Here is a 25544-nt window from a genome sequence, read left to right on the forward strand (position 1 = left end):
AATGGATTCCGTGGGCTCCGGGGTATGTTAGAAGGGCTTATGACGAAGCAGGGAGACGGTCGAATGCCCGGAGCACGTAAGCCAGTTGGAGCAATCGGGACGCAGGCTGTCACCATCAGTTTCGCCGGTTTCAACCGGGCCTGGGCGGTCTGGATCGGCGATCGGCTCCAGCGGCGCGGGCTCACGGTCGTCTACCAGCGGTGGGACCCGCCGGTGGAGACATCGCTGGAGGAGTGCCTGGAGGATCTGCTGCTGGCGCCCGGGCCCATCCTGGTGGTCCTCAGCGACTGGTACTTCCAGCTCGGCCCCCGCAGCCACGACGAGTGGAACCGCGCCCTGCGCCAGGTGGTGGCCGCCCAGCCCGACCGGTTCGCCGCCGTCACCGTCACCACGTCCACGCTGCCCAGTGCCACCGCCGTCCTCGCCGCCGCTGATCTGACCACCGTCGGTGAATCGGAGGCCGAGCGGCGCGTCCTGGTCCGCCTCGGACTGCCCACCGACCATCTCCCCGAGCTCGGGGAGGCGCGGCGCGGCCCGCGCTATCCCGCCGACACCCCCGATGTGTGGGGCGGAGTCCCCCGCCGCAACACGCGCTTCACCGGCCGCGAGTCGCTGCTCGACAGCGCGTATCAGGCGCTCCAGGCGGCCGGCCGCGGCGCCGGCGTGGTCACACTGCACGGCATGTCGGGCGTGGGCAAGACCCAGCTGGCCGCCGAGTACGTGTACCGCTTCGGTGCCGAGTACGACGTGGTGTGGTGGGTCGCCGCCGACAAGCGGGTCTCCTGCCGGCAGAAACTCGCCGAACTCGCCCCGGCGCTCGGTCTGTCCACCGGTGTGGAGTACGGCGAGCGACTGCGCGCCGTACTGGACGCGCTGCGCCGCGGCGAGCCGTTCAAACGCTGGCTGCTGGTCCTGGACGGGGCCGACGAACCCGAGCAGATCTGGGATCTGGTCCCCACCGGTCCCGGCCATGTGCTGATCACGGCGCGCAACCCGGAATGGCGCGAGCACAACAGCGCCCTGATGGAGGTGCCGGTCTACGAACGCGAGGAGTCGGTCGCCTTCATCCGCCGCCGCGCCTCGCGGCTGACCCACGCGGAGGCGGACCAGCTCGCGGAGGCGCTCGAAGACCTGCCGCTGCTGCTCGACCAGACCGCCGGGTGGCTCAATGACTCGGACATGTCCGTCGACCAGTACATCGAGCTGCTGGAGGACGGCATCGACCAGGACGTCGTCCGGGTCTCCGCCGACTTCCCGCTCGCCTTCCAGACCGGCTGGTCGATACTGCTCAACAAGCTCCGCGAGACCGTCCCCGAGTCCGTCGATCTGCTGCGGCTGTGCACCTTCTTCGCGCCGGGCGCCATCCCCGTACGGCTGGTACGCGACCTGCCCGCGAACACGCTCCCGGAGAAGCTGCGCGGACTGGTCGACGATCCGGTGCGCTGGGCGCGGGCGATCAACAAGCTGCGGCAGTACGCCGTCGTACGCGCGGCCGGGGTCGGCGAGCGCGAGGTCCACGACTCGGTGCACGACGCGGGTCTCCCCGGGGTGGCGGGCGACACCCTCTACATGCACCGTATGGTCCACCAGATCGTCCATCAGGACATGCCCGCGCAGGACCACAAGGACTTCATCGAGGTGGTGCGCCGGGCGCTGGTGGCGGCCGACCCGGGCCGGCCGACCGACACCCGGCTGTGGCCCCGGTACGCGGAGATCACCCCGCATCTCAAGTGGGCCGATGTGCTGAAGAGCACCGATCCGGCGATGCACACCCTGGTCCTCAACTGTCTGCGCTACATGTATCTCTCCGGGGAGTACCGGGCGGGCATCAACCTCGGGCGGCGCACACTGGCCGCATGGAGACGGCTCCTCGGCGAGACACACCCGAGGATCTGGGACGTCAGCTACCACTACGCCAACCTGATGCGCGCGGTGGGCGACTACGCGGGCACCGAAGCCATCGAGCGCGCCGCGGTCGAGTATCTGCTCGCCGAGCGCGGGCCCAAGGACCTGGAGCATCTGCGGGCCTCCGCGGGGCTCGCCGCCGATCTGCGCGGCCTCGGCCGGTACGAGGAGGCCCTTGAGATCTCCAGCTGGATCCTGGTCTGCTACCGCGAGCTGCTGGGCGAACAGGACTCCCGTACCCTCAACGCCCAGAACAATCTGGCCGTCTCGCTCCGGCTGCTCGGCCGGTACGAGGAATCCCTCGACCTCAACCGGCGCACGCTGGACATGCGTCGGCAGACGCTCCGCCTGCGGCACAACTGGACCCTCTTCTCCGAGATCAACTACGCCACCGACCTGCGCCTGCTCGGCCGCTACAACGAGGCCGAATCGCTCCAGTCGCAGAGCGTGCGCGTCCACCGGATCGTGCTGGGCCGGGACAACCCCCAGACGCTGCGCGCCGAGCACAATCTCGCGCTCTGCCTGTACCGCACGGGCGAACGCGCCAAGGCCGCCGAGCTGTTCACCCAGGTCCTGGAGAACTGCGAGCGGGTGCTCGGCGAACACGACCCGCTCACCATGATGTTCGCGGCGGGCCAGAGCTGCTTCGCCCGCGAGCACGGCGATATCGACCAGGCCATGGAGATAAGCGAGAAGGTCGTCCACGGCTATCTGGCGATGCTCGGGGAAGGGCATCCGTTCGTCGCGGGAGCCCGCGCCAATCATGCCCTGATCCTGCGCAACCTGGGGGAGCGGGAGCAGGCGCACGCACTGATCGAGGACTCCCTCGTCGATCTGACCCGGGCCGTCGGCGAGCACCATCCCTGGACCCTGGGGTGCGCCATCAACGCCTCGGCGCTGCGCAATCTGGTGGGCGACCCGGAGGGCGCCGCCGCGCTGACCGCCGACACCATCACCCGCGCCACCGAGACGCTGGGCAGGACCCATCCGCTGACGCTCTCGACCAGGATCGCGTACGCGGCGGACCTACGGGCCCTGCGGGAGGGGCAGCGCGCCAAGAAGACCGAGGGGGAGGCGCTGGACGATCTGGCGGCCACCCTGGGCGCGCAGCATGTCCACACCGTCGCGGCCCGGTCCCGTAACCGCCCCTACTGGGACTTCGAGCCGCCGACCGTCTGACGCCACGCCGGAGGGCCCGGCCCCGCGATCCACGCGGGGCCGGGCCCTCCGGTCTGCACGGCGGGTCCTCAGGCGTCGAAGACCTCGTTGACCAACTGCTGCTGCTCTGCCTGGTGGCGCTTGGCAGAGCCGACCGCCGGGGACGAGGAGTGCGGACGCGAGATACGGCGCAGCCGCTCGGCGCCCGGCACATCCGCGCCGACCGCCAGGTCCAGGTGGTCGATCAGATTGAGCGCGATGAACGGCCAGGCCCCCTGGTTCGCCGGCTCCTCCTGGGCCCACAGGTATGTCTCGGCGTTCGGGAACTTGGCGATCTCGGCCTGTAGTTCGGCACCCGGCAGCGGGTACAGACGCTCCAGGCGCAGGATCGCGGTGTCCGTCACGCCACGCTTCTGCCGCTCGGCGTCGAGGTCGTAGTAGACCTTGCCGGCGGTGAAGACGACCTTGCGCACGGCGCTCGGGTCCACGCTCGGGTCGCCGATCACCGGGCGGAAGCCGCCGGTGGTGAATTCCTCGGCCCTGGACGCCGCGGCCTTCAGACGCAGCATCGACTTCGGGGTGAAGACGACGAGCGGCTTGTGGTGCGGGTTGTGGACCTGCCAGCGCAGCAGGTGGAAGTAGTTCGACGGCAGGGTCGGCATGGCGACCGTCATGTTGTTCTGCGCGCACATCTGGAGGAAGCGCTCGGGGCGGGCGGACGAGTGGTCCGGGCCCTGGCCCTCGTAGCCGTGCGGCAGCAGCAGCGTGACGCCGGAGGTCTGGCCCCACTTCTGCTCGGCCGACGAGACGAACTCGTCCACGACGGTCTGCGCGCCGTTGACGAAGTCACCGAACTGCGCCTCCCACATGACCAGCGCGTCCGGCCTGGCCAGGGAGTAGCCGTACTCGAAGCCCATCGCCGCGTACTCGCTGAGCAGCGAGTCGTAGACGTTGTAGCGGGCCTGCTCGTCGGTGAGGTACTGGAGCGGGGTGTAGTCCTCGCCGGTGCCCTGGTCGACCAGGACCGCGTGGCGCTGGCCGAACGTACCGCGGCGGGTGTCCTGGCCGGAGAGCCGGACCGGCGTGCCCTCCATCAGCAGCGAGCCGATGGCGAGGGTCTCGCCCATGCCCCAGTCGATCGTGCCGTCCTCCACCGAGGCGGCCCGGCGCTGCATCTGCGGCATCAGGCGCGGGTGGACGGTGACCGTGTCGGGGATGTTGACCTGCGACTCGGCGATCCGCTTCACGACCTCCTGGGAGACCGCGGTGGTGACGGACACCGGGAACTCCGCCTGGGCGTCCGGGACCTGGGCCGTGGCCCGGTGCGAGGTGGCCTCGCGGACCTCCGCGAAGACCTTCTCCAGCTGGCCCTGGAAGTCCTGGAGCGCCTGCTCCGCCTCTTCCAGCGTGATGTCGCCGCGGCCGATCAGCGACTCGGTGTAGAGCTTGCGCACCGAGCGCTTCTTGTCGATGAGCCGGACCATCTGCGGGTTGGTGAACTGCGGGTTGTCGCCCTCGTTGTGACCGCGGCGGCGGTAGCAGATGAGGTCGATCACGACGTCCTTGTTGAACGTCTGGCGGAACTCGAAGGCGAGCCGTCCGACGCGGACCACGGCCTCCGGGTCGTCACCGTTCACATGGATGATCGGCGCCTCGATCATGCGGGCCACGTCGGTCGCGTACATGGAGGACCGCGACGCCTCGGGGGCGGCGGTGAAGCCGACCTGGTTGTTGATCACGATATGGACCGTGCCGCCGGTGCGGTAACCGCGCAGCTGCGACATGTTGAGCGTCTCGGCGACCACACCCTGGCCCGCGAAGGCCGCGTCGCCGTGCAGCGCGAGCGGCAGGACCGTGAAGTCCGTACCGCCCTTGTTGATGATGTCCTGCTTGGCGCGGACGACGCCCTCAAGGACCGGGTCCACCGCCTCCAGATGCGAGGGGTTGGCGGTCAGCGAGACCTTGATCTGCTCGCCGTCCAGACCCGTGAAGGTCCCCTCGGCGCCCAAGTGGTACTTCACATCGCCGGAGCCGTGCATCGACTTCGGGTCGAGGTTGCCCTCGAACTCCCGGAAGATCTGGGCGTACGACTTGCCGACGATGTTCGCGAGGACGTTCAGCCGGCCGCGGTGGGCCATGCCGATGACGACCTCGTCGAGCCGCGACTCGGCGGCGGAGTCGATGACCGCGTCGAGCAGCGGGATGACGGACTCGCCGCCCTCCAGCGAGAACCGCTTCTGGCCGACGTACTTCGTCTGGAGGAAGGTCTCGAACGCCTCGGCGGCGTTGAGCCTGCGCAGGATCCGCAGCTGCTCCTCGCGCTCCGGCTTGGCGTGCGCCCCGCGCTCGATACGGTCCTGGATCCACTTGCGCTGCTTCGGGTCCTGGATGTGCATGAACTCGATGCCGGTGGTGCGGCAGTACGAGTCGCGCAGCACGCCGAGGATGTCGCGCAGCTTCATCATGGACTTGCCGGCGAAGCCGCCGACCGCGAACTCCCGCTCCAGGTCCCACAGCGTGAGCCCGTGCTCGGTGATGTCCAGGTCGGGGTGCTTGCGCTGGAGGTAGTCCAACGGGTCGGTGTCGGCCATGACATGACCCCGGACCCGGTAGGAGTGGATCAGCTCGAAGACCCGGGCGGGCTTGGTGACGTCCTCGTCGTGCGAGGCGTCGATGTCCTTGAGCCAGCGCACCGGCTCGTACGGGATGCGCAGCGACTTGAAGATCTCGTCGTAGAAGTCGTTCTCGCCGAGGAGCAGTTGGCTGACGATCCGCAGGAACTCGCCCGAGGCGGCGCCCTGGATGACCCGGTGGTCGTAGGTCGAGGTCAGCGTCATGACCTTGGAGATGCCCAGCTTGTTCAGGGTGTCCTGCGAGGTGCCCTGGAACTCCGCCGGGTAGTCCATCGAACCGACGCCCATGATGACCGACTGACCGGGCATCAGACGCGGCACGGAGTGGACCGTGCCGAGGCCGCCCGGGTTGGTCAGGGAGACGGTGACGCCCGTGAAGTCGTCCATCGTCAGCTTGTTGTTCCTGGCGCGGCGGACGATGTCCTCGTACGCCTGCCAGAAGTCGAAGAAGTTGAGCGTCTCGGCCTTCTTGATGCCCGCCACGACCAGCTGGCGGTCGCCGTTCGGCTTCACCAGGTCGATGGCCAGACCGAAGTTGATGTGCTCCGGCTTGACCAGGGTCGGCTTGCCGTCCCGCTCCGCGTAGGAGTGGTTCATCGACGGCATGGCCTTGATGGCCTGCACCATCGCGTACCCGATGAGGTGCGTGAAGGAGATCTTGCCGCCACGCGCGCGCTTCAGGTGGTTGTTGATGACGATGCGGTTGTCGAAGAGCAGCTTCACCGGGACCGCGCGCACGGACGTGGCCGTGGGCAGCTCCAGCGAGGCGTTCATGTTCTTCGCGACGGCGGCGGACGGGCCGCGCAGCGTCACATACTCGGGACCCGCGGGCGCCGTGGTCGCCTCGCCGCCGTTCGCGGCGGGCTTGGCCTTCACCGGGGCGGGGGCCGCGGGGGCGGCGGCCACCACGGGCTTCGCCGGGGCGGCGGGCCGCGCGGGCGCCGGGGCGGCGGCAGCGGGCTTGGCCGGTGCGGCGGGGGCCGCGGCCGGGACGGCCGGCGCCGCCGGTGCGGCGGGAGCAGCGGCCGGAGCAGGGGCGGTCGCCTGGGGCGTGGGCACCGCAGCCCCCGCGGCTGCGGTCGCCGTGGCCTCGTCGGCCCTGCCGGACGTGTCCGCCGTACCGGGGGTGCCCGGCTTGTAGTCGGCGAAGAAGTCCCACCAGGCACGGTCGACCGAATTCGGATCCTGGAGGTACTGCTGGTAGATCTCGTCGACAAGCCACTCATTGGCACCGAAGGCCGCGGCAGGGTGCTTGCCCTGCCCGTCTTCGTCGGTCGAGATGCTCGCGTTACTGGGGGACTGAGACGACACGGCGTGAACCGCCCTCTTCCGCTTCACAAGGTGATGGACAGCGGGAATCAAGGCTACGCCTACCAGGCCAGGAGGTGCAGGCCAGGTGTGCCATCGTCGTGCAAGTCACATCGGACGGCGAGTTTCAGCGTAAGAATTGGCGGGAAACAAGCCAGGTTTCGACTGTGCCGGGAACGTGTGACGCTCCGATACGGCCGGTACACGGCTGGTTGCTCGCCCGTCCCCGACTCCGTGTCCGGAGATCGTGCGCTTTCGCTTCGAACTCTACGTCAATGGCGGGGTCGCGGTGTTCCCGGCAGAGTGACCCGTATCAAGCATCCACGGGCGGATTCGGCCACCCCTATCCGCCCGCCGTGCAGCTCCACGGCCCAGCGGGCGATCGCCAGGCCCAGGCCCGTACCGCCGTCGCTGCCAGGGCCGTGCGGGTACTGCGCGGTGCCGCGGTTGAACCGTTCGAAGACGCGGTGCCGCTCCTGCTCCGGGATCCCGGGCCCCTCGTCCTGCACCTCCAGGTCCAGTGACTCGGGACCGGGCCCGCGCCGGGCCCGTACGGTGACCCGGCCGTGCGGGGGACTGTGCTTGACCGCGTTGTCGATGAGGTTGGCGACGACCTGGTGCAGCCGCTCCGCGTCCGCGTGCGCGGTGAGTTCCGGCGGTGAGACGTCCAGGTGGAGATGTACGTCCGTACGGGTGTGATGGCCGGAACCGGAGATCGGCCCGCGCCGGGAGGAGGCCAGATTGGCCTCCTTGAGCACCCCGGAGAGATACGGCCACACCTCGAAGCGCCGTGACCGAAGCGGTACAACCCCGTTGTCCAACCGGGACAGATCGAGCAGCGTCTCCGTCAGCCTGCCCAGCCGTTCGGTCTGCCGCAGGGCGGTGAGCATGGTCTCGGGGTCGGCGGGCGAGACCCCGTCCACGACGTTCTCCAGCACGGCGCGCAGAGCCGCGATGGGCGTGCGCAGCTCGTGCGAGACATTGGCGATCAGCTCCTTGCGGTGCCGGTCCTCGGCCTCCAGGTCGTCGGCCATGCGATTGATCGTGGAGGCGAGGTCGCCCAGCTCGTCCCGGCGGTCCGCACCACTGACCCGACGGGTGTAGTCGCCGTGCGAGATGCCCTTCGCGACCGTGTTCATCTCATCGAGCGGCGCGGTCAGACCGTGCGCCACGAACTGGGTGATGAGCAGCGTGGCGATCATCGAGAAGACCGTGATGAAACGCAGCTCGGTCTCCGTGCGCAGGGCCACCATCAGCAGCCCGGTGGTGATGAAGACGGAGATGACGACGAGGCTGCCGAGCTTGGCCTTGATGGAGAAGGGCCGCAGCCCGGAGCCGTCGAGGCCGCGGGGGCCGGGACGGAATTCCGGCGCGGGCGGGCGTGGGACGCCACGGGTGTCGCGGCCCGCGCCGCTCCCGGGCCGCCTCGGCCTCCGGGCGCTCCGGGAGGCGGCGGCGGTGGACGACGCGGCGCCCTGTCCGTCGCCGCGGCCGGCCGCGGCTCTGTCTGGGTCGGCGGCGCGGCCATCACCCGGCGGGGTCATGGCGCCGGGGTCTCCAGCGCGTAGCCGACGCCATGGACGGTACGGATCCGTTCGGCGCCGATCTTCCGGCGCAGCGCCTTGATATGGCTGTCGACCGTACGGGTCCCCGACGCGTCCGCCCAGTCCCACACCTCGGCGAGCAACTGCTCCCGGGAGAGCACCGCGCGCGGCGTGTTCGCCAGACAGACCAGCAGATCGAACTCGGTGGGCGTCAGATGGACATCGTCACCGCGCACCCGCACCCGGCGCTGCGCGTGGTCGATCTCCAGCTCGCCCAGCCGCAGGATGCCGCTGCGCGGGGTCACCGCCGCGAGCGCCGCCCGCTCCACCCGGCGCAGCAGCACATGCACCCGGGCGGCCAGTTCCCGCATCGAGAACGGCTTGGTCATGTAGTCGTCGGCACCGACCCCGAGGCCCACCAGCATGTCGGTCTCGTCGTCGCGCGCCGTCAGCATCAGCACCGGGACCGGCCGTTGCGCCTGGACGCGACGGCAGACCTCCAGGCCGTCGAAGCCCGGCAGCATGACGTCGAGGACCATCAGGTCCGGCTGCCAGGCCTCGGCCGCGTCCACGGCCGCCGGCCCGTCCAGCGCCGTCTGCACCAGAAAACCCTCGGCCCGCAGCCGTGCGGCGATGGCGTCGACGATCGTCGCGTCGTCCTCGACGACCAGCACCCGGCGCTGGGCGCCGGGCGTCGCCGCGACTCCGTTGTGGCTGGTGTGTGTCTGCTCCATCGCCCCGCCCCTGGTACGCGTTCCGCGATCCTTGATCCGCGATCTGCATGAAGTATGCAGATCCGTGTGTGTGGAGCAGCGTAGAGGCAGCGGGAGCCTTCCGGCTACGCAGTGCGAACAGCGAGATGGACCACGTCGGGTACGCCTCGGGCAACTTGGATCTCTTCCGCCCTTACCCCGCTGAATCCGGCATTCCCCAACGCTTCGGCGAAGGCGGGGGAGGGATTCGCCGACCATACGGCGAGGACACCGCCCGGATTCAGCCGCGCGCGGCAGGCGGCCAGTCCGTCCGGCGAGTACAGGCTTTCGTTGTCCTCGGTGACGGTCCACTCGGGTCCGTTGTCGATGTCCAGGCAGAGGGCGTCGTAACGGTCCGTGGTCGTCCGCAGGTACTCCACAAGATCGGTGTGCAGGATCACCGCGCGCGGATCGGCCAGTGCCGCGCCGGAGATCCGCCGCAGCGGCCCGTCCCGGTGCCAGTCGATGACGGCCCGCTCCCGCTCTACCACCACGATCCGGCCCCAGCGGGGATCGGCGGCGGCGTGCGCGAGCGAGAACCCCACCCCCAGGCCCCCGACCAGCACGTCCGGCCGGCGCCGCTCCTCGGGGAGCGCGGCCAGGGCGGCATCGATGAGGAGCCGCTCGGAGCGGCCGTCCGAGGTGTCCATCAGGAAGCACCCGTTGGCGATGATTTCCAGCCGTTCACCGCGTCGGCGCAGCACGATCTCGCCGTAGGGTCCGTCACGCCGGTCGAGCGTGACGGGATCGAGGTCGGACGCGGACGTGGAGCCGGGCGCGGGTGCCGGTGCGGACATGTTGGGCCTTTCCGTCGGTGGCTGGTACCGCCCGACATCCTGCTCGGGAGGGCTGGAACAGGACAATCCGTTTCCCTTCAGGCCCCGAGCCCGGTGATCGCTCAGAGCGAACGGAGCCGGGGGAACATCCTGGGGCTCATAAGCATTGAGTCGGTGTAGCTCAACTTGACTGCCGAAGGGGAGATCATGGCTGACACCTCCACACCGCTCACGCTTCCCGTGCTGCCGCTCGACGACGAGGTCGTCCTGCCCGGCATGGTGGTGCCTCTGGACCTGTCCGACGCCGAAGTCCGCGCCGCGGTGGAGGCCGCGCAGGCGGCTGCCCGCGACGGGGGCGACGGTGGCGGCAAGCCCAAGGTGCTGCTGGTGCCGCGCATCGACGGCACATACGCCGGGACCGGTGTGCTGGGCACCGTCGAGCAGGTCGGCCGGCTCTCCGACGGAGATCCCGGCGCGCTGATCCGCGGCCGGGGCCGGGTGCGCATCGGCGCCGGTACGACCGGACCCGGCGCGGCCCTCTGGATCGAGGGCGTCGCCGTCGACGAGACGGCGCCCGACCCGATTCCCGGGTCCGTGGCCGAATTGATCAAGGAATACAAGGCGCTCGCCACCGACTGGCTCAAGAAGCGCGGCGCCTGGCAGGTGGTGGACCGCGTCCAGCAGATCGATGACGTGTCCACGCTCGCCGACAATTCCGGTTACTCACCCTTCCTGACCACCGCGCAGAAGGTGGCGCTGCTGGAGACCGCCGATCCGGTGGCCCGGCTCAAGCTCGCCACCGAGCAGCTGCGCGAACACCTCGCCGAACAGGACGTCGCCGAGTCCATCGCGAAGGACGTCCAGGAAGGCGTCGACAAGCAGCAGCGCGAGTTCCTGCTCCGGCGCCAGCTCGACGCCGTGCGCAAGGAGCTGCGCGAGATCAACGGCGAGGGCGACGACGACGAGTCCGCCGACTACCGGACCCGTGTCGAGAACGCCGATCTCCCCGAGAAGGTGCGGGAAGCCGCGCTGAAGGAGGTCGACAAGCTGGAGCGCTCCTCCGACCAGAGCCCCGAGGGCTCCTGGATCCGCACCTGGCTGGACACCGTCCTCGAACTGCCCTGGAACGAGCGCACGGAGGACGAGTACGACATCAGAGGCGCCCAGGCCGTGCTCGACGCCGAGCACTCCGGTCTGGAGGACGTGAAGGAACGCATCACCGAGTACCTGGCCGTGCGCAAGCGGCGCGCGGACCGCGGTCTCGGCGTGGTCGGCGGCCGTCGCGGCGGCGCCGTACTGGCCCTCGTCGGCCCTCCTGGCGTCGGAAAGACCTCGCTCGGCGAGAGCGTCGCGCACGCCATGGGCCGCACGTTCGTCCGGGTCGCGCTGGGCGGCGTACGGGACGAGGCGGAGATCCGCGGCCACCGGCGTACGTACGTCGGCGCGCTGCCGGGCCGTATCGTCCGGGCCATCAAGGAGGCCGGTTCGATGAACCCGGTCGTCCTGCTCGACGAGATCGACAAGGTCGGCTCCGACTTCCGCGGCGACCCGGCCGCGGCGCTGCTCGAAGTCCTGGACCCGGCGCAGAACCACACCTTCCGCGACCACTACCTGGAGGTCGAACTCGACCTGTCCGACGTGGTGTTCCTCGCCACGGCGAACGTCCTGGAAGCCATCCCGGAGGCGCTGCTCGACCGTATGGAGCTGGTCAGGCTCGACGGCTACACGGAGGACGAGAAGGTCGTCATCGCCAGGGACCACCTGCTGCCCAGGCAGCTGGAGCGCGCGGGCCTGGAGCCCGGCGAGGTCACCCTGGAGGAGGACGCGCTGCGCAAGCTGGCGGGCGAGTACACCCGTGAGGCGGGCGTACGAAACCTGGAACGCGCCATAGCGCGGCTGCTCCGCAAGGTCGCGGCCGAGCACGAACTGGGCGAGCGGGAACTGCCGTTCACCCTCGGCGCCGAACATCTGCGCAAGCTGATCGGCCGGCCGCACCACGTACCCGAGTCCGCCCAGGACCCGGCAGAGCGCCGCACGGCGGTGCCGGGCGTGGCCACGGGCCTCGCGGTCACGGGCGCGGGCGGTGACGTCCTCTACGTCGAGGCGTCGCTGGCCGACCCGGAGACGGGCGGCTCCGGTCTGACCCTGACCGGACAGCTCGGTGACGTGATGAAGGAGTCGGCACGGATCGCGCTCTCCTTCCTCCGCTCGCGCGGCGCCGAACTGGAGCTGCCGGTGGCGGATCTGAAGGACCGGGGCGTACACATCCACTTCCCGGCGGGCGCTGTGCCCAAGGACGGACCCAGCGCGGGCATCACGATGACGACGGCCCTGGCCTCGCTGCTCAGCGGGCGGCTGGTCCGCACGGACGTCGCCATGACCGGTGAGGTCTCGCTGACCGGACGTGTCCTGCCCATCGGTGGCCTCAAGCAGAAGCTGCTGGCGGCGCACCGCGCGGGCATCACGACGGTCGTGATCCCGAAGCGCAACGAACCGGACCTGGACGATGTCCCGGCCGAGATCCTCGACAAGCTGGAGGTCCACCCGGTGACGGATGTCCGCCAGGTCCTGGACATCGCGCTGGCCCCGGCGGAGGTCCTGGTCTCAGCGGCGGCGTGACACACCCACGCGCCCGGGCGCCGTGGCGGACGGGCTCGGATGACAGCGAGCCCCTGACAACGCGGTCCCGACCGGCCCTCCGTTCCGGTCGGGACCGCGGCGCTGTCGCGAGAAGGCGCGGTCAGCCGTTGGCCAGGGCCTGGACGCGGTCCAGGGCGCCGTTGAACCGGTTGTGGTCGCCGACGATCGGGCCCGTCGAGGTGTACTGCCAGATCGTCTGGAAGCCCCAGCCCGCCGGCAGCTCACCGACCGTGGTGTTGTAGCGGGCGATCCACAGCGGGTTCGTGGAGCCGAAGCCCGCGTAGTTGCCGGTGCAGGTCTTCCACCAGCTCGTGGCCGTGTAGATCACGGCGTCCCGGCTGGTCCGGGCCTTGTACGTGGTGAGGAAGTCGCGGATCCAGGCGACCATCTGGGCAGGCGTCTTGCCGTAGCACTGCTCGCCGTACGGGTTCCACTCGATGTCCAGCACGCCGGGCAGGGTCTTGCCGTCCCGCGACCAGCCGCCCCCGCCGTCCACGAAGTAGTTGGCCTGGTTGGCGCCGCTGGAGTCGTTCGGCGTACCGAAGTGGTACGCGCCCCGGATCATGCCGATGTTGTACGAGCCGTTGTACTGCTGTGTGAAGTAGGGGTTCTTGTAGTAGTTCCCCTCGGTGGCCTTGACGTAGGCCCACTTGACGCCGCTGTTCCACAGGGACGCCCAGTCGACGTTCCCCTGATGGCCGGAGACGTCGACGCCTTCTGTCTGGACGACGCGGTCCGCGCGGGGCAGCGGGCCCTGGCCGTCGTGCTCGATGACGCCCATGCCCATGTGGGCAGAGCCGCGTACGGGGGTGCCGGCCGGTGGGTCGGCCGGGGTGGTGGTGGCGCCCGCCGCACCCGGGAGGGTGAGAAGGAGCGCGAGACTTGCGAGGAGAGCGCCGGCCGCGGCGGCGAATGAACGGCCGGTCGTTCCGGATCTGTGCACGGGCATTGCGTGCCTCCGAAGACCTCGGTGGGGGGATCTCATGACGGGTCGGACACGTCGACATGTAGTGCAATGGACATGCCAGCATTGACGCTACGCACGTAGAGCCTGGTGACGGAAGAGCGCCACGCTGCTTCCGTTGGTATAAACCTGCGAAATACTGACGGAGCTGCGGCAACGGTCGTCGGCGAAAGAAACTTTCAGGGGCGGAAAAGCGCGCGATGGGTGCTGACGTGCACGGAAATGATACGGCGGAAGATCCCGGACTCGCCGGAGGCAGTGGTGTGGACCACGAATTCCTCGCGCTGGAACGGGAACTGGCGGTGTTTCTGCGCCGTGCTCGGGCCAGCTCCGGAGAAATGGCGCGAGAGGTCCATCCCGAGCTGGAACCCGCCGCCTACGGACTGCTCGTACGGCTGGATGAGAACAGCTGCCAGCGGGCCACCGAACTCGCCGCCTATTTCGGGGTCGGCAAGGCGACGATAAGCCGTCAGCTGCGCGCCCTGGAGGAACTGGGACTGGTGACGCGCGAGCCCGATCCGGCCGACGGGCGCGCCTCGCTCGTCCGGATCACCGATGAGGGCCGTGCCCGATTCCGGCGGGTGCGCGACGCGCGCCGCGAGCGGTACGTACAGAAGCTGGCCGACTGGGACCGCTCCGAGATCGCCGAACTGGCCAGACTGCTCCACCACCTGAACGCACGCGCCGAGAGCTGACCAGGGCCGAGAGGCGACCAGGGGCCGCGAGGCGACCAGGGGGGCACCCGCCACCCGACGGGCAGGCGCCCCGCGCGTCCCTACAGCGACAGCTACAGCGGACGGCTACAGCGACAACTACAGCGACGGCTGGAGTTCCACGTATGTCACCGTCGCGTCATCGCTCGCCTTCCCCCGCCGGAACACCACCCCGTCCGGGTCCGCCGACTCCGACGCCCTCACCCGGTCGATCAGCTCCTGCGCGCCGTTTTTGCGCACCAGCGCCAGACAGTCCGCCCAGCCGCCTTCCCGGAAGACCTCCACCCAGCGCGCCGCGCCGTCGGTCAGCGCCAGCAGGGCGCGTACCTCCGAAGCCGGCGTAGCGCCCGTCACCGCCTTCGCCGCGACCGCCGGATCCGCCGCCGCGGTGAAGAAGCCGCCCTCCGCGTTGCGCAGCGCGTCCGCCGTGGCCACCGAGCGCAGCGCCCCGCGCGGGACGCGGTCCAGCCGGTCGTCGAGCACCGCGCGCACCGCGCCGTCGGGCGACTCCAGCAGCAGCGTCGAGTCGGAGAGCACCAGATGTTCGACGCTGTCCGAACCCCAGCGCGCGAGGACGACGGTCGCCTGGGGCGTTCGTACGTGAGAAAGGTCACAGGTTTGACGGTGGGTGTCCGCTGTACGCGCGATCGACTCCGCGAGGATCTCTGCCAGCGGCATATCCCGTCGTGAACCGGACAGTTCGGCGAGCGCGCCCCCCAGTCTGGCGGTGAACCAGGGCACGCCGTGCACACATCCGTCGTCCCCGGTCGGGGGAGTCACTCCGTCCAGCACGACCAGTACGCCGCCCTCGCCCTCGGCGGGCAGGACCACGGAAGTCCAGTCCTCATTGGGCCGTACGGCGGCGCCGGGCGTGGTGGCGAGTTCGATACGCATGCGCACCAGTGTGCATGACTGTCCAGGCTATCCGCATGAACTCTTCACGGTGTCTGCACGTCGTGCCGATCGGTCCGTTCTGCCAGGTCAACCGCTCTCATTCGGTCAGAATGAGTCCCGGACGAAGCCGGACGGAGGCCCGAAGGAGGCCGGATTGAGGGGGTCGGGGAAGCTGCGGGCGCGCATCCTGCCAAAGCCCGCGCGTAAGGTCCACCCGGCACGCCATGTTCACGATGGGTCTCCAGTGGGAAGAGTTGTTCGTCAACTCCTTCTTGCTGTTCACTCCTTCAGGTGGCGGAGCGGCCGATGCGCGCCTTCCTCCCAAGGGCGCTGGAATGGTCGACAGCCGTGCCAGGGGTGGGGGTTCTCACGTAGTGACCGGTCGTCACCTCTGCTTCATGGGCGGACGAGTCAAGAATGCGAGCACCGGTGCAGAAGAAGCGGCCTCGGGGAAACGGTGTCGGGCGCGACGAGGCCACCTCGGTCACCACGCCCGGGACCAGTTCGGTCACTTCGGCCACGAAAGCCGGGAAGAACAAGGCCGGGAACACCAAGGGCGGTAAGAAGAAGGCCGCCAGGGGCGGAAACGCCACGGCCGCGAGTATCACGACCGATACCGGCAAGGCTCAGGAAGGACGCCGAGTGCGGGTACGCAACCGGCTGGTAGCCGGTGTCGCGGTCCTGGGGGTCACCGTCATCGCGGCAGGCACCCCCGCCGTCCTCACCGCCTCCACCGAGCTGAACGATGCCCAGAACCTGGTCGTCCTCGCCGAATTGAACCGGCAGGCCGTGATCCTCAGCCACTCCCTCGCGGACGAGCGCGACGAGGTCATCGTCTATATCGCCGCCGGCCGCGCCGAGCAGCCCGACGGCTCCGGCGGCAAGGACAAGCACACCATCTCGGACACCCGCAGCGCCCGGGTCGACCGGCAGATCGACGAGATGCGGGCCACCGCGTCGGCCTCTCCCGGCCTGCTGCGCGACCTCTCCACCGTCCCCTCCATCCGCCGCACCGCCCTCACCGGCGAGGGCTCCGCGCTGGAGGCGTACCGCGCGTACTCCGAGGTCATCGCCAAGCTCCAGGCGCTCGCCGACGAGCTGGCCGAGCGGACCCCGGCCGAGGCCGCCGACGGCACCCGCGCCCCCGGCGCGCTCTCCCGCGCCGTCGAGCAGGCCTCCGCCACCCGGGGACTGCTGCTGGCCGCGCTCGCCGTGCCCGGCCCCACCGACACCGCGCCGCAGTACGACCCGATCACGGGCCTCCCCGTCGAGTCCGGAAGCGACGCGGACAGCAAGAAGAACGACCAGCTCCGCGACGACCTCAGCGCCGACGCGCAGAAGGCCCACGTACGCGAACTCGGCGCGCTCGCCGACTTCGACCAGAGCGCGGACACCGAGGCGCGCGAATCGCTCACCGGCACCGTCACCGGGCCCGAGATCAAGACCGCCGAGGGGTATCTGACCCGGCTCACCGACCGGCCCCAGCTCTCCGACTCCGACCGCGAGGCCGATCAGGAGAAGGTCGAATCCGCGCTCTCCGCCAGGATCGACCAGATGCGCGGGGTCGAGTCCGGTCTCGGCACCAGCCAGCTGGAGCGGCTGGAGGGCCTGCGCGACGACGCCGTCACCGACCTCGAACTGCGGATCGCGCTGCTCGGCGGCTGTCTGCTGATCGCTGTCGGAGTCTCCACCGCCGTCGCCCGTACGCTCACCCGCCCGCTCGCGGTCGTACGGATCGGAGCGGCCCGCCTCTCGGCGGCGCCGGAGACCGAGGACCCGGTACGGTTCACCGGCCGCAACGACGAGTTCGCGCAGGTCGTACGGTCCCTCAACAGCCTGCACAGCAAGCTGCTCGACCTCTCCACCCGCGCCGGGGAGCTGGACAGGGAACGGCTCGGGCTGATCGGCGCGCGCGAGAAGATCGTCGCCCAGCGCGCCGAGCTCCAGGAGCGTACGACCGAACTCGCCGCCCAACTCCAGCGGCTGCGCCACACCGTGCACCACACCTTCGTCAACCTCTCGCTGCGCAACCTCGGCCTCGTGGAGCGCCAGCTCGGGGTGATCGAGGCCCTGGAGGACCGCGAGCAGGACCCCGAGCAGCTGGCCACCCTCTTCAAGCTCGACCACATGGCCACCGTCATGCGCCGGCACAGCGAGAATCTGCTCGTGCTCGCCGGCCATGAACACGGCCACGGCTCGACCGGGCCCGTACCGCTCGTGGACGTCCTGCGCGCGGCCGTCAGCGAGATCGAGCGGTACGAGCGGATCACGATCCAGTCCCTGCCGCCGCACGCGCAGGTGGCCGGGTTCGCCGCGGACGATCTCAGCCATCTCGTCGCCGAGCTGCTGGAGAACGCCACCTCCTTCTCGCCGCCGGACGCGGAGGTCCAGCTCTCCGGCTGGCTGCTGGAGACCGGCGAGGTGATGCTCTCCGTACAGGACCAGGGCATCGGCATGTCCGCGGACCGGCTCACCGCGCTCAACGCGCGACTCGCCGAACCGGAAGCTCCCGAGGGAACCGACGACGCTCCGCGCAAGCCGTTCGTGAGCGACCCGGAGGGCGAGGGGCTCGGGCTGCGCGTCGCCGGGCTGCTCGCGGCCCGTCATGGCGTACGGGTCGAGCTGCGCGAGCACGAGCAGGGCGGCGTGGCCGCGGTCGTCGTACTGCCGCAGGCGCTGCTCCCGGCGTCTGGGCAGGCTGCCTCGCCGCACCGGGCACGGGCGGCGGGCGCCGCACCCACGCTCAATCTGCCGGGCTCGACGGCGGAGGCCAACTCCAACGCGCTCCCCGGACGTTCCGAGCCGGCCCGGCCGACGGCGGACGCCGGGAGTCCGGCGGAGCCCGCCGCTCCCGCCGAAGCCGCGGCCCCGGAAGCCGACCCGCTGGTCGTCGCCGCCGAGGCGGCGATCCGCCGGGCCGAGGCCGAAGAGGCCCATGGCGCGAGCCCGGCCGAGCGGAGGCGTACGGCCGAGCGGGGGCGTACAGCCGACACCGGCGCCGTCGCCGCGTACGGGACGACCACCCAGGACACGGCCGTCGGCCCGTACGCCATCGGCCCCGATTCCCATGAGCGTGTCCATGACGGTGAGCCGCCGACCACCGGCCCCGACCAGGACACGTTCGCGATGCGGCTGCCCCGGCAGCCCGAATCCGCCGAGGCGGAGCCGGCCGCGACGACCGACGCGGCCGGACCGGAACGCATCACCGACAAGGGGCTGCCCAAGCGCACCCCGAGGATCGTCAAACCTGCCGCCGCGCCCACCGGACGTACCGGCAGTGTGGACGCCGAAGCGCTGCGCCGCAGACTCGGCGGTTTCCACCAGGGGGCCAAAGAGGGCCGGCGCGATGTCGAGGCCGAACTGACGGAGAGGTCGGAGCGGTCTGACCGGACTGAGCACGCGGAGCCCATGGGCTCCGCGGCACGGACCGAGGTACATACCGGAGAGACGGGGGAAACCGTCGAGGAGGCACGCAGTTGACTGCGACCGGCACATTCGGACTGAGCAGCGAAGCCCGCAACCTGCACTGGCTGTTGAGCAACCTCGTCGAGGAGGTGCCAGGGGTGCACTCGGTCGCCGTCGTCTCGTCCGACGGACTCCTGTTGCTCTCCTCCGACCCGGGGCTGAGCACCGAGGCGGCCACCCCCGTGCGCAGGGAGGGCCCCCGCGGCTCCAGCGCCGATCTGGCCACCATCGTCTCGGGCATCGGCAGCCTCACCATCGGGGCGGCGAAGCTGATGGACGGCGGCGGGGTCAAACAGACCATGGTCGCCATGGAGGAAGGCAGCGTCTTCGTCATGGCGATCAGCGACGGCTCGCTGCTCGGGGTGCACGCCACCCCCGACTGCGACATGAGCGTGGTGGCCTACCACATGGCGCTCTTCGTGGGACGCGCCGGACACGCACTGACGCCCGAACTCCGCGAGGAGCTGCGCAAATCGATGGAGAGCGCCACATGACGCCGTCCGCCGATCCAGCCCGCAGGCTGCCCGTGCGCGGCGCCGACCGCAGGCCCGCCCGGGTCCGTCCGTACTCGCTCACCGGGGGACGGACCCGATTCGGCCATGTCCTGCTGGTCGAGACCTTCGTCGCCGCGCTCGACGCGGCCGACGAGCGCAAGGAACTGACGGACGGTGGGGGCGCGGCGCGCGTCATGCCGGAGATGCTGGCCATCGTCGAGCTGTGCCGGCGCATGCGTACCGTCGCCGAGGTGTCGGCGCTGCTCAAGATGCCGCTGGGGGTGGTGAGGGTGCTGCTCAGCGACCTCGCCGACCAGGGAAAGATCCGTGTGTACGGGACCGGGCACGACACCGGCCAGCCCGACCACGCACTGCTGGAAAGGGTGCTGAGTGGACTCCGCCGCCTCTGACGTCATCGCCGCGTTCGGCGTCGCCGGCTCATCGCCGACCGGCGTCCGGCCCGCACATGAGGTCGAGCCCGAACGTGAAGAGGATCTGCGGCCCTGGCAACTGGACCGTACGCGCGCGCCGATCTCCACCAAGATCGTGGTCGCGGGCGGTTTCGGGGTCGGCAAGACGACCTTCGTCGGGGCGGTCTCGGAGATTCCGCCGCTCCAGACCGAAGCGCTGATGACCCAGGCCAGCGCCGAGGTCGACGATCTCAGCGCGACGCCCGACAAGGTCACCACGACCGTGGCGATGGACTACGGGCGTATCACCCTCGATGACGACCTGGTCCTGTATCTCTTCGGCACCCCGGGCCAGAAGCGCTTCTGGTTCATGTGGGACGACCTCGTGCGTGGTGCGATCGGCGCCGTCGTGCTGGCCGATACCCGACGGCTTCCCGACTGCTTCCCGGCTCTCGACTACTTCGAGAGCTGTGGACTGCCGTATGTCGTCGCCGTCAACCACTTCGAGGGAACGCCGACGTTCGAGCCGGACGATGTGCGTGAGGCCTTGACGATTCCGCCGGGCGTGCCTGTACTGATCATGGACGCACGCAAACGGATCACCGCGGTCGAGTCGCTGCTCGCGCTCGTGCGGCACGCGCTGGAAACCTCTCCGGAGTAGCCCTGTCCGGCCGGAGAGGGTGTGGCCGGTAGCCTGAGCCGACGTCAGTTGCCGGCCAATTCAGGCCACGTCAGTCGTCGTCACGCGCGCAAACGGAGAACCCGCCATGCGGAAGATACTCATCGTCGGAGCAGGCCAGTCCGGGCTCCAGCTCGCCCTCGGACTCCAGTCGCGGGGGTACGACATCACCCTGATGTCCAACCGCACGGCGGACGAGATCCGGTCCGGCCGGGTCATGTCCACGCAGTGCATGTTCCACACCGCGCTCCAGCACGAGCGCGATCTCCAGCTGGGCTTCTGGGAGTCCCAGGCGCCGAGGATCGAGGGGCTCGGCGTCTCCGTCGCCGCCCCCGACTCCACCCGGGCCGTGGACTGGGTCGGCACGCTGGACGGCCACGCCCAGTCCGTCGACCAGCGCGTCAAGATGGCCGGCTGGATGGAGACCTTCGCGCAGCGCGGCGGCCAACTGGTCATCCATGGCGCGGCGGTCTCCGACCTGGACTTCTTCTCCCGTACGTACGACCTGGTCCTGGTCTCCGCGGGCAAGGGTGAACTGGTCTCGATGTTCGCCCGTGACGCCTCGCGCTCCCCGTACGACGCGCCGCAGCGCGCGCTCGCCGTCTCGTACGTCCATGGTCTGGGGCCGCGCCCCGAGCACCCGGAGTTCGACGCGGTCCGCTGCAATCTGGTGCCGGGCGTCGGCGAGTTGTTCGTGATGCCCACCCTCACCACCTCCGGCCGGGCGGACATCCTCTTCTGGGAGGGAGTGCCCGGTGGCCCGGTCGATGTCTTCCAGGGCATCAAGGACCCCGCCGAGCATCTCGCGCTGACGTTGGAGCTGATGGAGCGCTTCACGCCCTGGGAGTACGCGCGCGCCACGAAGGTCGAGCTGACGGACGCCAACGGCACCCTGTCCGGGCGGTACGCGCCGACCGTACGCAACCCGATCGGGCGGCTGCCGGGCGGCGGTCTTGTGCTCGGTGTCGCCGATGTCGTCGTCGCCAACGACCCGATCACCGGACAGGGTTCCAACTCGGCGTCCAAGTGCGCCGCCTCCTATCTGGACTCGATCGTGAGCCAGGGCGACCAGCCGTTCGACGAGGCGTGGATGCGGTCGGCGTTCGACCGCTACTGGGACACCGCCCGGCATGTCACCAAGTGGACGAACGCGATGCTCGGTGTCCCGCCTGAGCATGTCCTCAACCTGATTGGCGCGGCGGGCCAGTTGCGGCCGGTCGCCGACCGGTTCGCGAACGGCTTCAACGATCCGGCGGACTTCGAGAACTTCTTCTATGAGCCGGAGAAGACGAACGCGTTTCTGAAGGAGGCGGCGGGCGCGGCCTGACGCCCGGCCCTCCCTCCCCCTCCCTCTCCCCCTCCCCGGCCCTGGCCCTGGGCCGGTTCAGACCTCCGGCGCCGCTTCCTCGCCGTAACCGGAGTCCGAGCCGTCCAGGGCGCCCGGGGGCAGTGCGGGCGGCTCGTACGCCTCCGGGGCGAGCGCCCCGGCCTCCGGGTCCGGACGGACCGCGCCGAGCAGGGGATTGGCCGCGATGGGGGAGACCTTGACGTTGGTCCCGGGGCGCGGCGCCTGGATCACCATCCCGTCGCCCAGATAGATCGCCACATGCGTGGCCCCCGGGAAGTAGACCACCAGATCGCCGGGGCGCAGCTCGCGCAGCGAAACCTTGGGGAGTTCGCTCCACTGCTGCTGGCTGGTACGGGGGATGGTGAGGCCGGCGCGCGCCCAGGCCCGTGAGGTCAGCCCGGAGCAGTCGAACGAATCGGGCCCCTCGGCGCCCCACTCGTACGGCTTGCCGATCTGTTCGACGGCGTACTCCAGGGCCGCCTGCCCCGCCCGTGAGGGTGCCTTACGGACCGCTGTGCCGGCCGGACCGCCCGCGCCCTGGGGTCCGGCCGCGCCGCGCGGCGCGTCGTCACCTAGGGCGCCTGAGGCGAGCAGTTCCCGTTGGGCCTTGTCTGTAACGGCCCGTTCGAGATCGTTCAGTGCTGTGATCTGAGCACGGCTGAGGGAGGCGAGCAGCTTCTCGACCTCCAGGAGCCGGGATCTGACCATGTCACGTTGTCTTCTCTGCTTCGTGGCGAGCGCCTGCTGGCGGTCGAGGGCCTCGCGGGAGGCCGCGGCGAGGGCCCGGGCGCGCTGCTCGCCGCCCGCCAGCCGGTTCAGCGTCACCGCTCTGCCGCGCGCCGCGCGCGCCAGCAGATACGTCTCGTCCAGCGCGCTCTGCGGGTCGCGGGCGAGCAACAGCCGCAGATAGCCGGAGAGACCGGTCTGCCCCTCGTACTGCTCGCGGGCCAGCCGGCCGGCGTTGACACGGCTGAGGGCCAGCGCGGCTCGGGCCCGGACGAGTTCCGAGTCCACCCTCTTGGTCTCGGCGCGCTGCCGGGTCAGCTCGGCGGCGGTGGCGTTGTACTCCTCGGTGGCCTTCTCGGCCTCGCGGTAGAGCTGTTGGAGCCGGGTCAGCATCTCCGCGACAGTCTGGGGCGGGGCGTCAGCGGTGACGTCGCCGGAGTCGGTCGCGTCGGTCGCCTCCGCCGCGTCGGCCGCGTCGACCGCGTCGAGGCCGCCGAGTCCGGCGGAGGCCGCGGCCGACTGGGCGGGGGCGGGGGCGGGGGAGGGAATCGGCGACGCCGACGCGATCGGCACCGCCGCGAAAGCTGTCGCGGTGGCCAGTGCCGCCGTACAGACGGATCGCAACAATTTGCCTGACACGTCATCACCTCCGGTTAGGGGACGGGCTGGTCCAGCCCTAGGTGATGATGGCGATGATGAGGTGATATGGAATGTGAAGAGTGCATTAATGGGCTCAGTGGCGGAAAAGCATCATCCCTGTGAGGGACGGTCGCCCCGCTCCCTGCCGTCGCCGGGCTTCGACCAGGGCCACTTCAGCGTGCGCCGCTCGCGGCCCTCGGCCACGTACTCGTACTTCCAGCCGCGCTGGATCCCGAGCCGCTTGGTGTAACCGGCCGGGGCGCGCCGATAGGTGAGGACGGTCGGCGGCCCGCCGGCCGCGTCCGGCACCGGGACCTCGTACCACTTGGGCGGTTGTCCGGTCGGTCCGGTCAGTACGGGCAGTACGCGCCCGTCCAGCGGCCCGCCGACAAAGAGAGTGTCTTCGCTTCGCACGCCCCCAGTCTCGCCTACGGGACCCGCGCCGCCGCGTTCACCAGGGGCAGCACCCGCCGGGCCAGTGTGCCCACGGGGCCGTCCGGGTGCTCGTACGCCGCGAGCGCGCCGACCGCCGCGGCGGTCTCCTCGTCGGTGGCGGCCGTGACCACCAGCAGCGCGATCAGATGGTCGACCAGCCAGTCGCGCAGTTCGCCCGCGGCCGGGCGCTTCCCCTCGTCCAGCCATATCAGCGAGGCGGATTCGACGGCCGCGATCCAGGTGCGCACCAGCATCCGCAGGCGCCCGCCGGGGGCGGCCGGGGCACCCGCGTCGTCGGTCCCGTCCGTCCTTCCGGCCCCGTCCGCGCGGCCCGTTGCGCCCGTGCTGTCCGTTCGTTCCGTTCCTTCCGGTCCCTGCGCTTCCGCCGTTCCCGCCGTCCGGAGGTGCAGCAGGATCTGTTCGGCCGCGGCGCGCCGTACCTCGTCGACGATCGCGGTCGTCCGGGACGTCTCACAGACGCTGCCGCCCCGGAGCAGCGCGCTGAACCCGGTGTCATGCTGGTCGACGAAGGCGAGATAGCGGTCGAGGACCCGCCCGAGCCGCTCGGTCGTCGGCCCCACCGGGGGCTCGGTGAAGCACCGTTCCAGCTCGTCGGCGGCGGAGCGCAGCGCCTCCTCGTACAACTGCTGCTTGCCGCCGCTGAAGTAGCGGTAGACGAGCGGCCGGGACACCCCGGCGGCCGCGGCGACATCGTCGAGCGAGACATCCTCTGGCGCCCGGTGGGCGAAGAGGCCGAGGGCCGCGTCGAGGAGTTGCGTACGGCGCTCCTTGACACTGAGCCTTCGGTACGCGGGCGTTGCGGGCGCGGTCATGTTTTGCAGCGTAACCGCCGGACCGCGGCCGGGGTGCCGGTCAGGCGAGGAGGCCGGAGGACTTCCAGAGCCTGCGCCCCGTCCCGCGCAGTACACCGATGTCGTCCAGGAAGTCGGTGAGCCGTTTGGCGCCCGACCGCATCACCTCTTGGCGGTGGCCGCTCTCCCGCACCTGGGCGACGGCCTGTCGGCGGTCCAGGCCGACGTTCTCGTACACCCGTGGATTGATGAAGCAGATGGAGAAGACCCGGGCGGCCTCACCGCAGCTGAGCCGGGTGAACTCCCGTTCCCAGCGCGGCGCGGTCACCATCTGGCGGCGCAACTCCTCACGGGCGTACCGGACATGACGCGCCTCCTCGATGACATGGATACGGGTCACCCCGCGCACGAGGGGCTGGATCCGCTCGTCCGGGAACGTCAGCCGTTGCATCCAGTCGAGGATCTCCTCACCGAGCAGCGTGGCGGCGAAGGAACCCGGGGTGGTGGACACGGTCTTCAGGATCCGCGCGAGATTGTGGTAGAGCCGCGGCACCGGATACTCCGGGCCCCCGCCCTTCTGGATCAGCCGCGCGAACATCATCGAGTGCCGGCACTCGTCGGCGATCTCGGTGAGGGCGTAGCGGACGTGGTTGCTGGTCACGGGCTTGTCATAGATGTGCCGGACCAGCAGCTGCATCAGGATGATCTCGAACCAGATACCGAGGGAGGCGAGCGACGCCGCCTCGTGCCTGGCCAGTTCCATCCGCTGCTCCTCGGACATCGTCCGCCAGAGCGGGGTGTCGTAGAGCGAGACCAGTTCCGGCGGCCAGAACCATTTGCCGTCCTCGACCGGTGCGTCCCAGTCGAGTTCCCTGTCCGGGTCGAAGGAGTGCTTGGCGGAGGATTCGAGCAGCCGCTCGGCGACCTTTTCGCGGTCCCGGAGCGGGCCGAGTGCGTCGCGGAGCAGCTGCACATCGCGTTCGGTCACTGGCGTCATGGCTGAGCGCACCTCGTGGCTGGTTTGCGGGCTGTGTGACACGGCGGATCCGGTCGACTCGTCGGGCACCGGGTCGAGTTACCGTCGGTCACCCCTTATGAGACCGCTCGTCAACAAGGACGTCAATCCCTTGTGCGCGACTTGTTGACTCCGTGTCTACCAACGTGTGAGCCCGTCGGCGGTCCGGTCAACGACCCTGTCGGAACGAGCACGTGCGGGATCTGGCGGTCGCCCCGTACGACCCGCCGGGCG

The 25544-nt window shown here is 70.2% G+C and carries 18 protein-coding genes; 8 read left to right on the forward strand and 10 right to left on the reverse strand.

Annotated elements, in window-relative coordinates; genetic code table 11:
- Window positions 1-63 precede the first annotated feature (63 nt).
- Window positions 64-3084, forward strand: a complete 3021-nt coding sequence (gene fxsT, locus ABTZ59_RS30490) for an FxSxx-COOH system tetratricopeptide repeat protein (protein WP_351420253.1) — start codon at window positions 64-66, stop codon at window positions 3082-3084.
- A 68-nt stretch (window positions 3085-3152) separates the two neighbouring features.
- On the opposite strand, the gene ABTZ59_RS30495 is transcribed toward fxsT, so the two are convergent.
- The 4 genes from ABTZ59_RS30495 to ABTZ59_RS30510 form a co-directional block, all read right to left on the reverse strand.
- The gene (locus ABTZ59_RS30495) at window positions 3153-7007 is read right to left on the reverse strand and encodes a multifunctional oxoglutarate decarboxylase/oxoglutarate dehydrogenase thiamine pyrophosphate-binding subunit/dihydrolipoyllysine-residue succinyltransferase subunit (RefSeq protein WP_351420259.1); all 3855 of its coding nucleotides are present in this window, start codon (window positions 7005-7007) and stop codon (window positions 3153-3155) included.
- Between the two features lie 269 nt (window positions 7008-7276).
- Window positions 7277-8332, reverse strand: a complete 1056-nt coding sequence (locus ABTZ59_RS30500; RefSeq protein WP_351420335.1) for a HAMP domain-containing sensor histidine kinase — start codon at window positions 8330-8332, stop codon at window positions 7277-7279.
- A 212-nt stretch (window positions 8333-8544) separates the two neighbouring features.
- Window positions 8545-9282 (reverse strand): response regulator transcription factor, encoded by a 738-nt coding sequence (locus ABTZ59_RS30505; protein ID WP_030355662.1) that lies wholly within the window; start codon window positions 9280-9282, stop codon window positions 8545-8547.
- A gap of 104 nt (window positions 9283-9386) precedes the next feature.
- A complete protein-coding gene (locus tag ABTZ59_RS30510; RefSeq protein ID WP_351420262.1) occupies window positions 9387-10097 on the reverse strand; it encodes a spermidine synthase family protein in 711 nt (236 codons plus the stop codon).
- A gap of 186 nt (window positions 10098-10283) precedes the next feature.
- Between ABTZ59_RS30510 and lon the strand changes: the two genes are divergently transcribed.
- Window positions 10284-12695: an endopeptidase La gene (gene lon / locus ABTZ59_RS30515; protein ID WP_351420264.1), complete on the forward strand. Its 2412-nt coding sequence runs from the start codon at window positions 10284-10286 to the stop codon at window positions 12693-12695.
- A gap of 121 nt (window positions 12696-12816) precedes the next feature.
- Here the strand turns inward: lon and ABTZ59_RS30520 are convergent, their stop codons facing one another.
- On the reverse strand, window positions 12817-13665 hold the full coding sequence (locus tag ABTZ59_RS30520; RefSeq protein WP_351420266.1) for a lysozyme: 849 nt from the start codon (window positions 13663-13665) through the stop codon (window positions 12817-12819).
- 215 nt (window positions 13666-13880) lie between these two features.
- Here ABTZ59_RS30520 and ABTZ59_RS30525 point away from each other — a divergent pair, with 215 nt between their 5' ends.
- Window positions 13881-14375, forward strand: a complete 495-nt coding sequence (locus tag ABTZ59_RS30525) for a MarR family winged helix-turn-helix transcriptional regulator (RefSeq protein ID WP_283959283.1) — start codon at window positions 13881-13883, stop codon at window positions 14373-14375.
- Window positions 14376-14492: 117 nt separating this feature from the next.
- Here the strand turns inward: ABTZ59_RS30525 and ABTZ59_RS30530 are convergent, their stop codons facing one another.
- Window positions 14493-15287, reverse strand: a complete 795-nt coding sequence (locus ABTZ59_RS30530; RefSeq protein WP_351420270.1) for a hypothetical protein — start codon at window positions 15285-15287, stop codon at window positions 14493-14495.
- A 417-nt stretch (window positions 15288-15704) separates the two neighbouring features.
- Here ABTZ59_RS30530 and ABTZ59_RS30535 point away from each other — a divergent pair, with 417 nt between their 5' ends.
- The 5 genes from ABTZ59_RS30535 (at window position 15705) to ABTZ59_RS30555 (ending at window position 21662) form a co-directional block, all read left to right on the forward strand.
- Window positions 15705-18767: a sensor histidine kinase gene (locus ABTZ59_RS30535; RefSeq protein ID WP_351420272.1), complete on the forward strand. Its 3063-nt coding sequence runs from the start codon at window positions 15705-15707 to the stop codon at window positions 18765-18767.
- Entirely contained in the window at window positions 18764-19246 is a 483-nt protein-coding gene (locus tag ABTZ59_RS30540) for a roadblock/LC7 domain-containing protein (protein WP_351420276.1), read from the forward strand. Before ABTZ59_RS30535 ends, ABTZ59_RS30540 begins: the two co-directional genes overlap by 4 nt.
- On the forward strand, window positions 19243-19656 hold the full coding sequence (locus ABTZ59_RS30545; RefSeq protein WP_351420280.1) for a DUF742 domain-containing protein: 414 nt from the start codon (window positions 19243-19245) through the stop codon (window positions 19654-19656). The genes ABTZ59_RS30540 and ABTZ59_RS30545 overlap by 4 nt, the downstream gene beginning before the upstream one ends.
- The gene (locus ABTZ59_RS30550) at window positions 19637-20317 is read left to right on the forward strand and encodes a GTP-binding protein (protein ID WP_503003785.1); all 681 of its coding nucleotides are present in this window, start codon (window positions 19637-19639) and stop codon (window positions 20315-20317) included. Before ABTZ59_RS30545 ends, ABTZ59_RS30550 begins: the two co-directional genes overlap by 20 nt.
- Window positions 20318-20423: 106 nt before the next feature.
- A complete protein-coding gene (locus ABTZ59_RS30555) occupies window positions 20424-21662 on the forward strand; it encodes a styrene monooxygenase/indole monooxygenase family protein (RefSeq protein WP_351420283.1) in 1239 nt (412 codons plus the stop codon).
- Between the two features lie 57 nt (window positions 21663-21719).
- On the opposite strand, the gene ABTZ59_RS30560 is transcribed toward ABTZ59_RS30555, so the two are convergent.
- The 4 genes from ABTZ59_RS30560 to ABTZ59_RS30575 form a co-directional block, all read right to left on the reverse strand.
- Window positions 21720-23048 carry a C40 family peptidase gene (locus ABTZ59_RS30560; protein WP_351420285.1) on the reverse strand — a complete coding sequence of 443 codons (1329 nt, stop codon included), beginning with the start codon at window positions 23046-23048 and terminating at the stop codon, window positions 21720-21722.
- A 111-nt stretch (window positions 23049-23159) separates the two neighbouring features.
- Window positions 23160-23462, reverse strand: coding sequence for a DUF8847 domain-containing protein (locus tag ABTZ59_RS30565; protein WP_351420289.1), 303 nt, complete (start codon window positions 23460-23462; stop codon window positions 23160-23162).
- Between the two features lie 14 nt (window positions 23463-23476).
- Entirely contained in the window at window positions 23477-24316 is an 840-nt protein-coding gene (locus tag ABTZ59_RS30570; protein WP_351420292.1) for a TetR/AcrR family transcriptional regulator, read from the reverse strand.
- A 40-nt stretch (window positions 24317-24356) separates the two neighbouring features.
- On the reverse strand, window positions 24357-25292 hold the full coding sequence (locus ABTZ59_RS30575; RefSeq protein WP_351420295.1) for an AurF N-oxygenase family protein: 936 nt from the start codon (window positions 25290-25292) through the stop codon (window positions 24357-24359).
- Window positions 25293-25544: the final 252 nt, after the last annotated feature.

The sequence above is a fragment of the Streptomyces sp. NPDC094034 genome (genome assembly GCF_040303865.1).
Lineage (GTDB): Bacteria > Actinomycetota > Actinomycetes > Streptomycetales > Streptomycetaceae > Streptomyces.

What these genes read in the sequence shown, in the direction of transcription:
- ABTZ59_RS30555 (WP_351420283.1), top strand. Translation starts at nt 20,424, where the DNA reads ATGCGGAAGATACTCATCGTCGGAGCAGGCCAGTCCGGGCTCCAGCTC.
- ABTZ59_RS30525 (WP_283959283.1), top strand. Translation starts at nt 13,881, where the DNA reads ATGGGTGCTGACGTGCACGGAAATGATACGGCGGAAGATCCCGGACTC.
- lon (WP_351420264.1), top strand. Translation starts at nt 10,284, where the DNA reads ATGGCTGACACCTCCACACCGCTCACGCTTCCCGTGCTGCCGCTCGAC.
- ABTZ59_RS30510 (WP_351420262.1), bottom strand. Translation starts at nt 10,097, where the DNA reads ATGTCCGCACCGGCACCCGCGCCCGGCTCCACGTCCGCGTCCGACCTC.
- ABTZ59_RS30530 (WP_351420270.1), bottom strand. Translation starts at nt 15,287, where the DNA reads ATGCGTATCGAACTCGCCACCACGCCCGGCGCCGCCGTACGGCCCAAT.
- ABTZ59_RS30575 (WP_351420295.1), bottom strand. Translation starts at nt 25,292, where the DNA reads ATGACGCCAGTGACCGAACGCGATGTGCAGCTGCTCCGCGACGCACTC.
- ABTZ59_RS30570 (WP_351420292.1), bottom strand. Translation starts at nt 24,316, where the DNA reads ATGACCGCGCCCGCAACGCCCGCGTACCGAAGGCTCAGTGTCAAGGAG.
- ABTZ59_RS30520 (WP_351420266.1), bottom strand. Translation starts at nt 13,665, where the DNA reads ATGCCCGTGCACAGATCCGGAACGACCGGCCGTTCATTCGCCGCCGCG.
- fxsT (WP_351420253.1), top strand. Translation starts at nt 64, where the DNA reads ATGCCCGGAGCACGTAAGCCAGTTGGAGCAATCGGGACGCAGGCTGTC.
- ABTZ59_RS30505 (WP_030355662.1), bottom strand. Translation starts at nt 9,282, where the DNA reads ATGGAGCAGACACACACCAGCCACAACGGAGTCGCGGCGACGCCCGGC.
- ABTZ59_RS30545 (WP_351420280.1), top strand. Translation starts at nt 19,243, where the DNA reads ATGACGCCGTCCGCCGATCCAGCCCGCAGGCTGCCCGTGCGCGGCGCC.
- ABTZ59_RS30535 (WP_351420272.1), top strand. Translation starts at nt 15,705, where the DNA reads ATGCGAGCACCGGTGCAGAAGAAGCGGCCTCGGGGAAACGGTGTCGGG.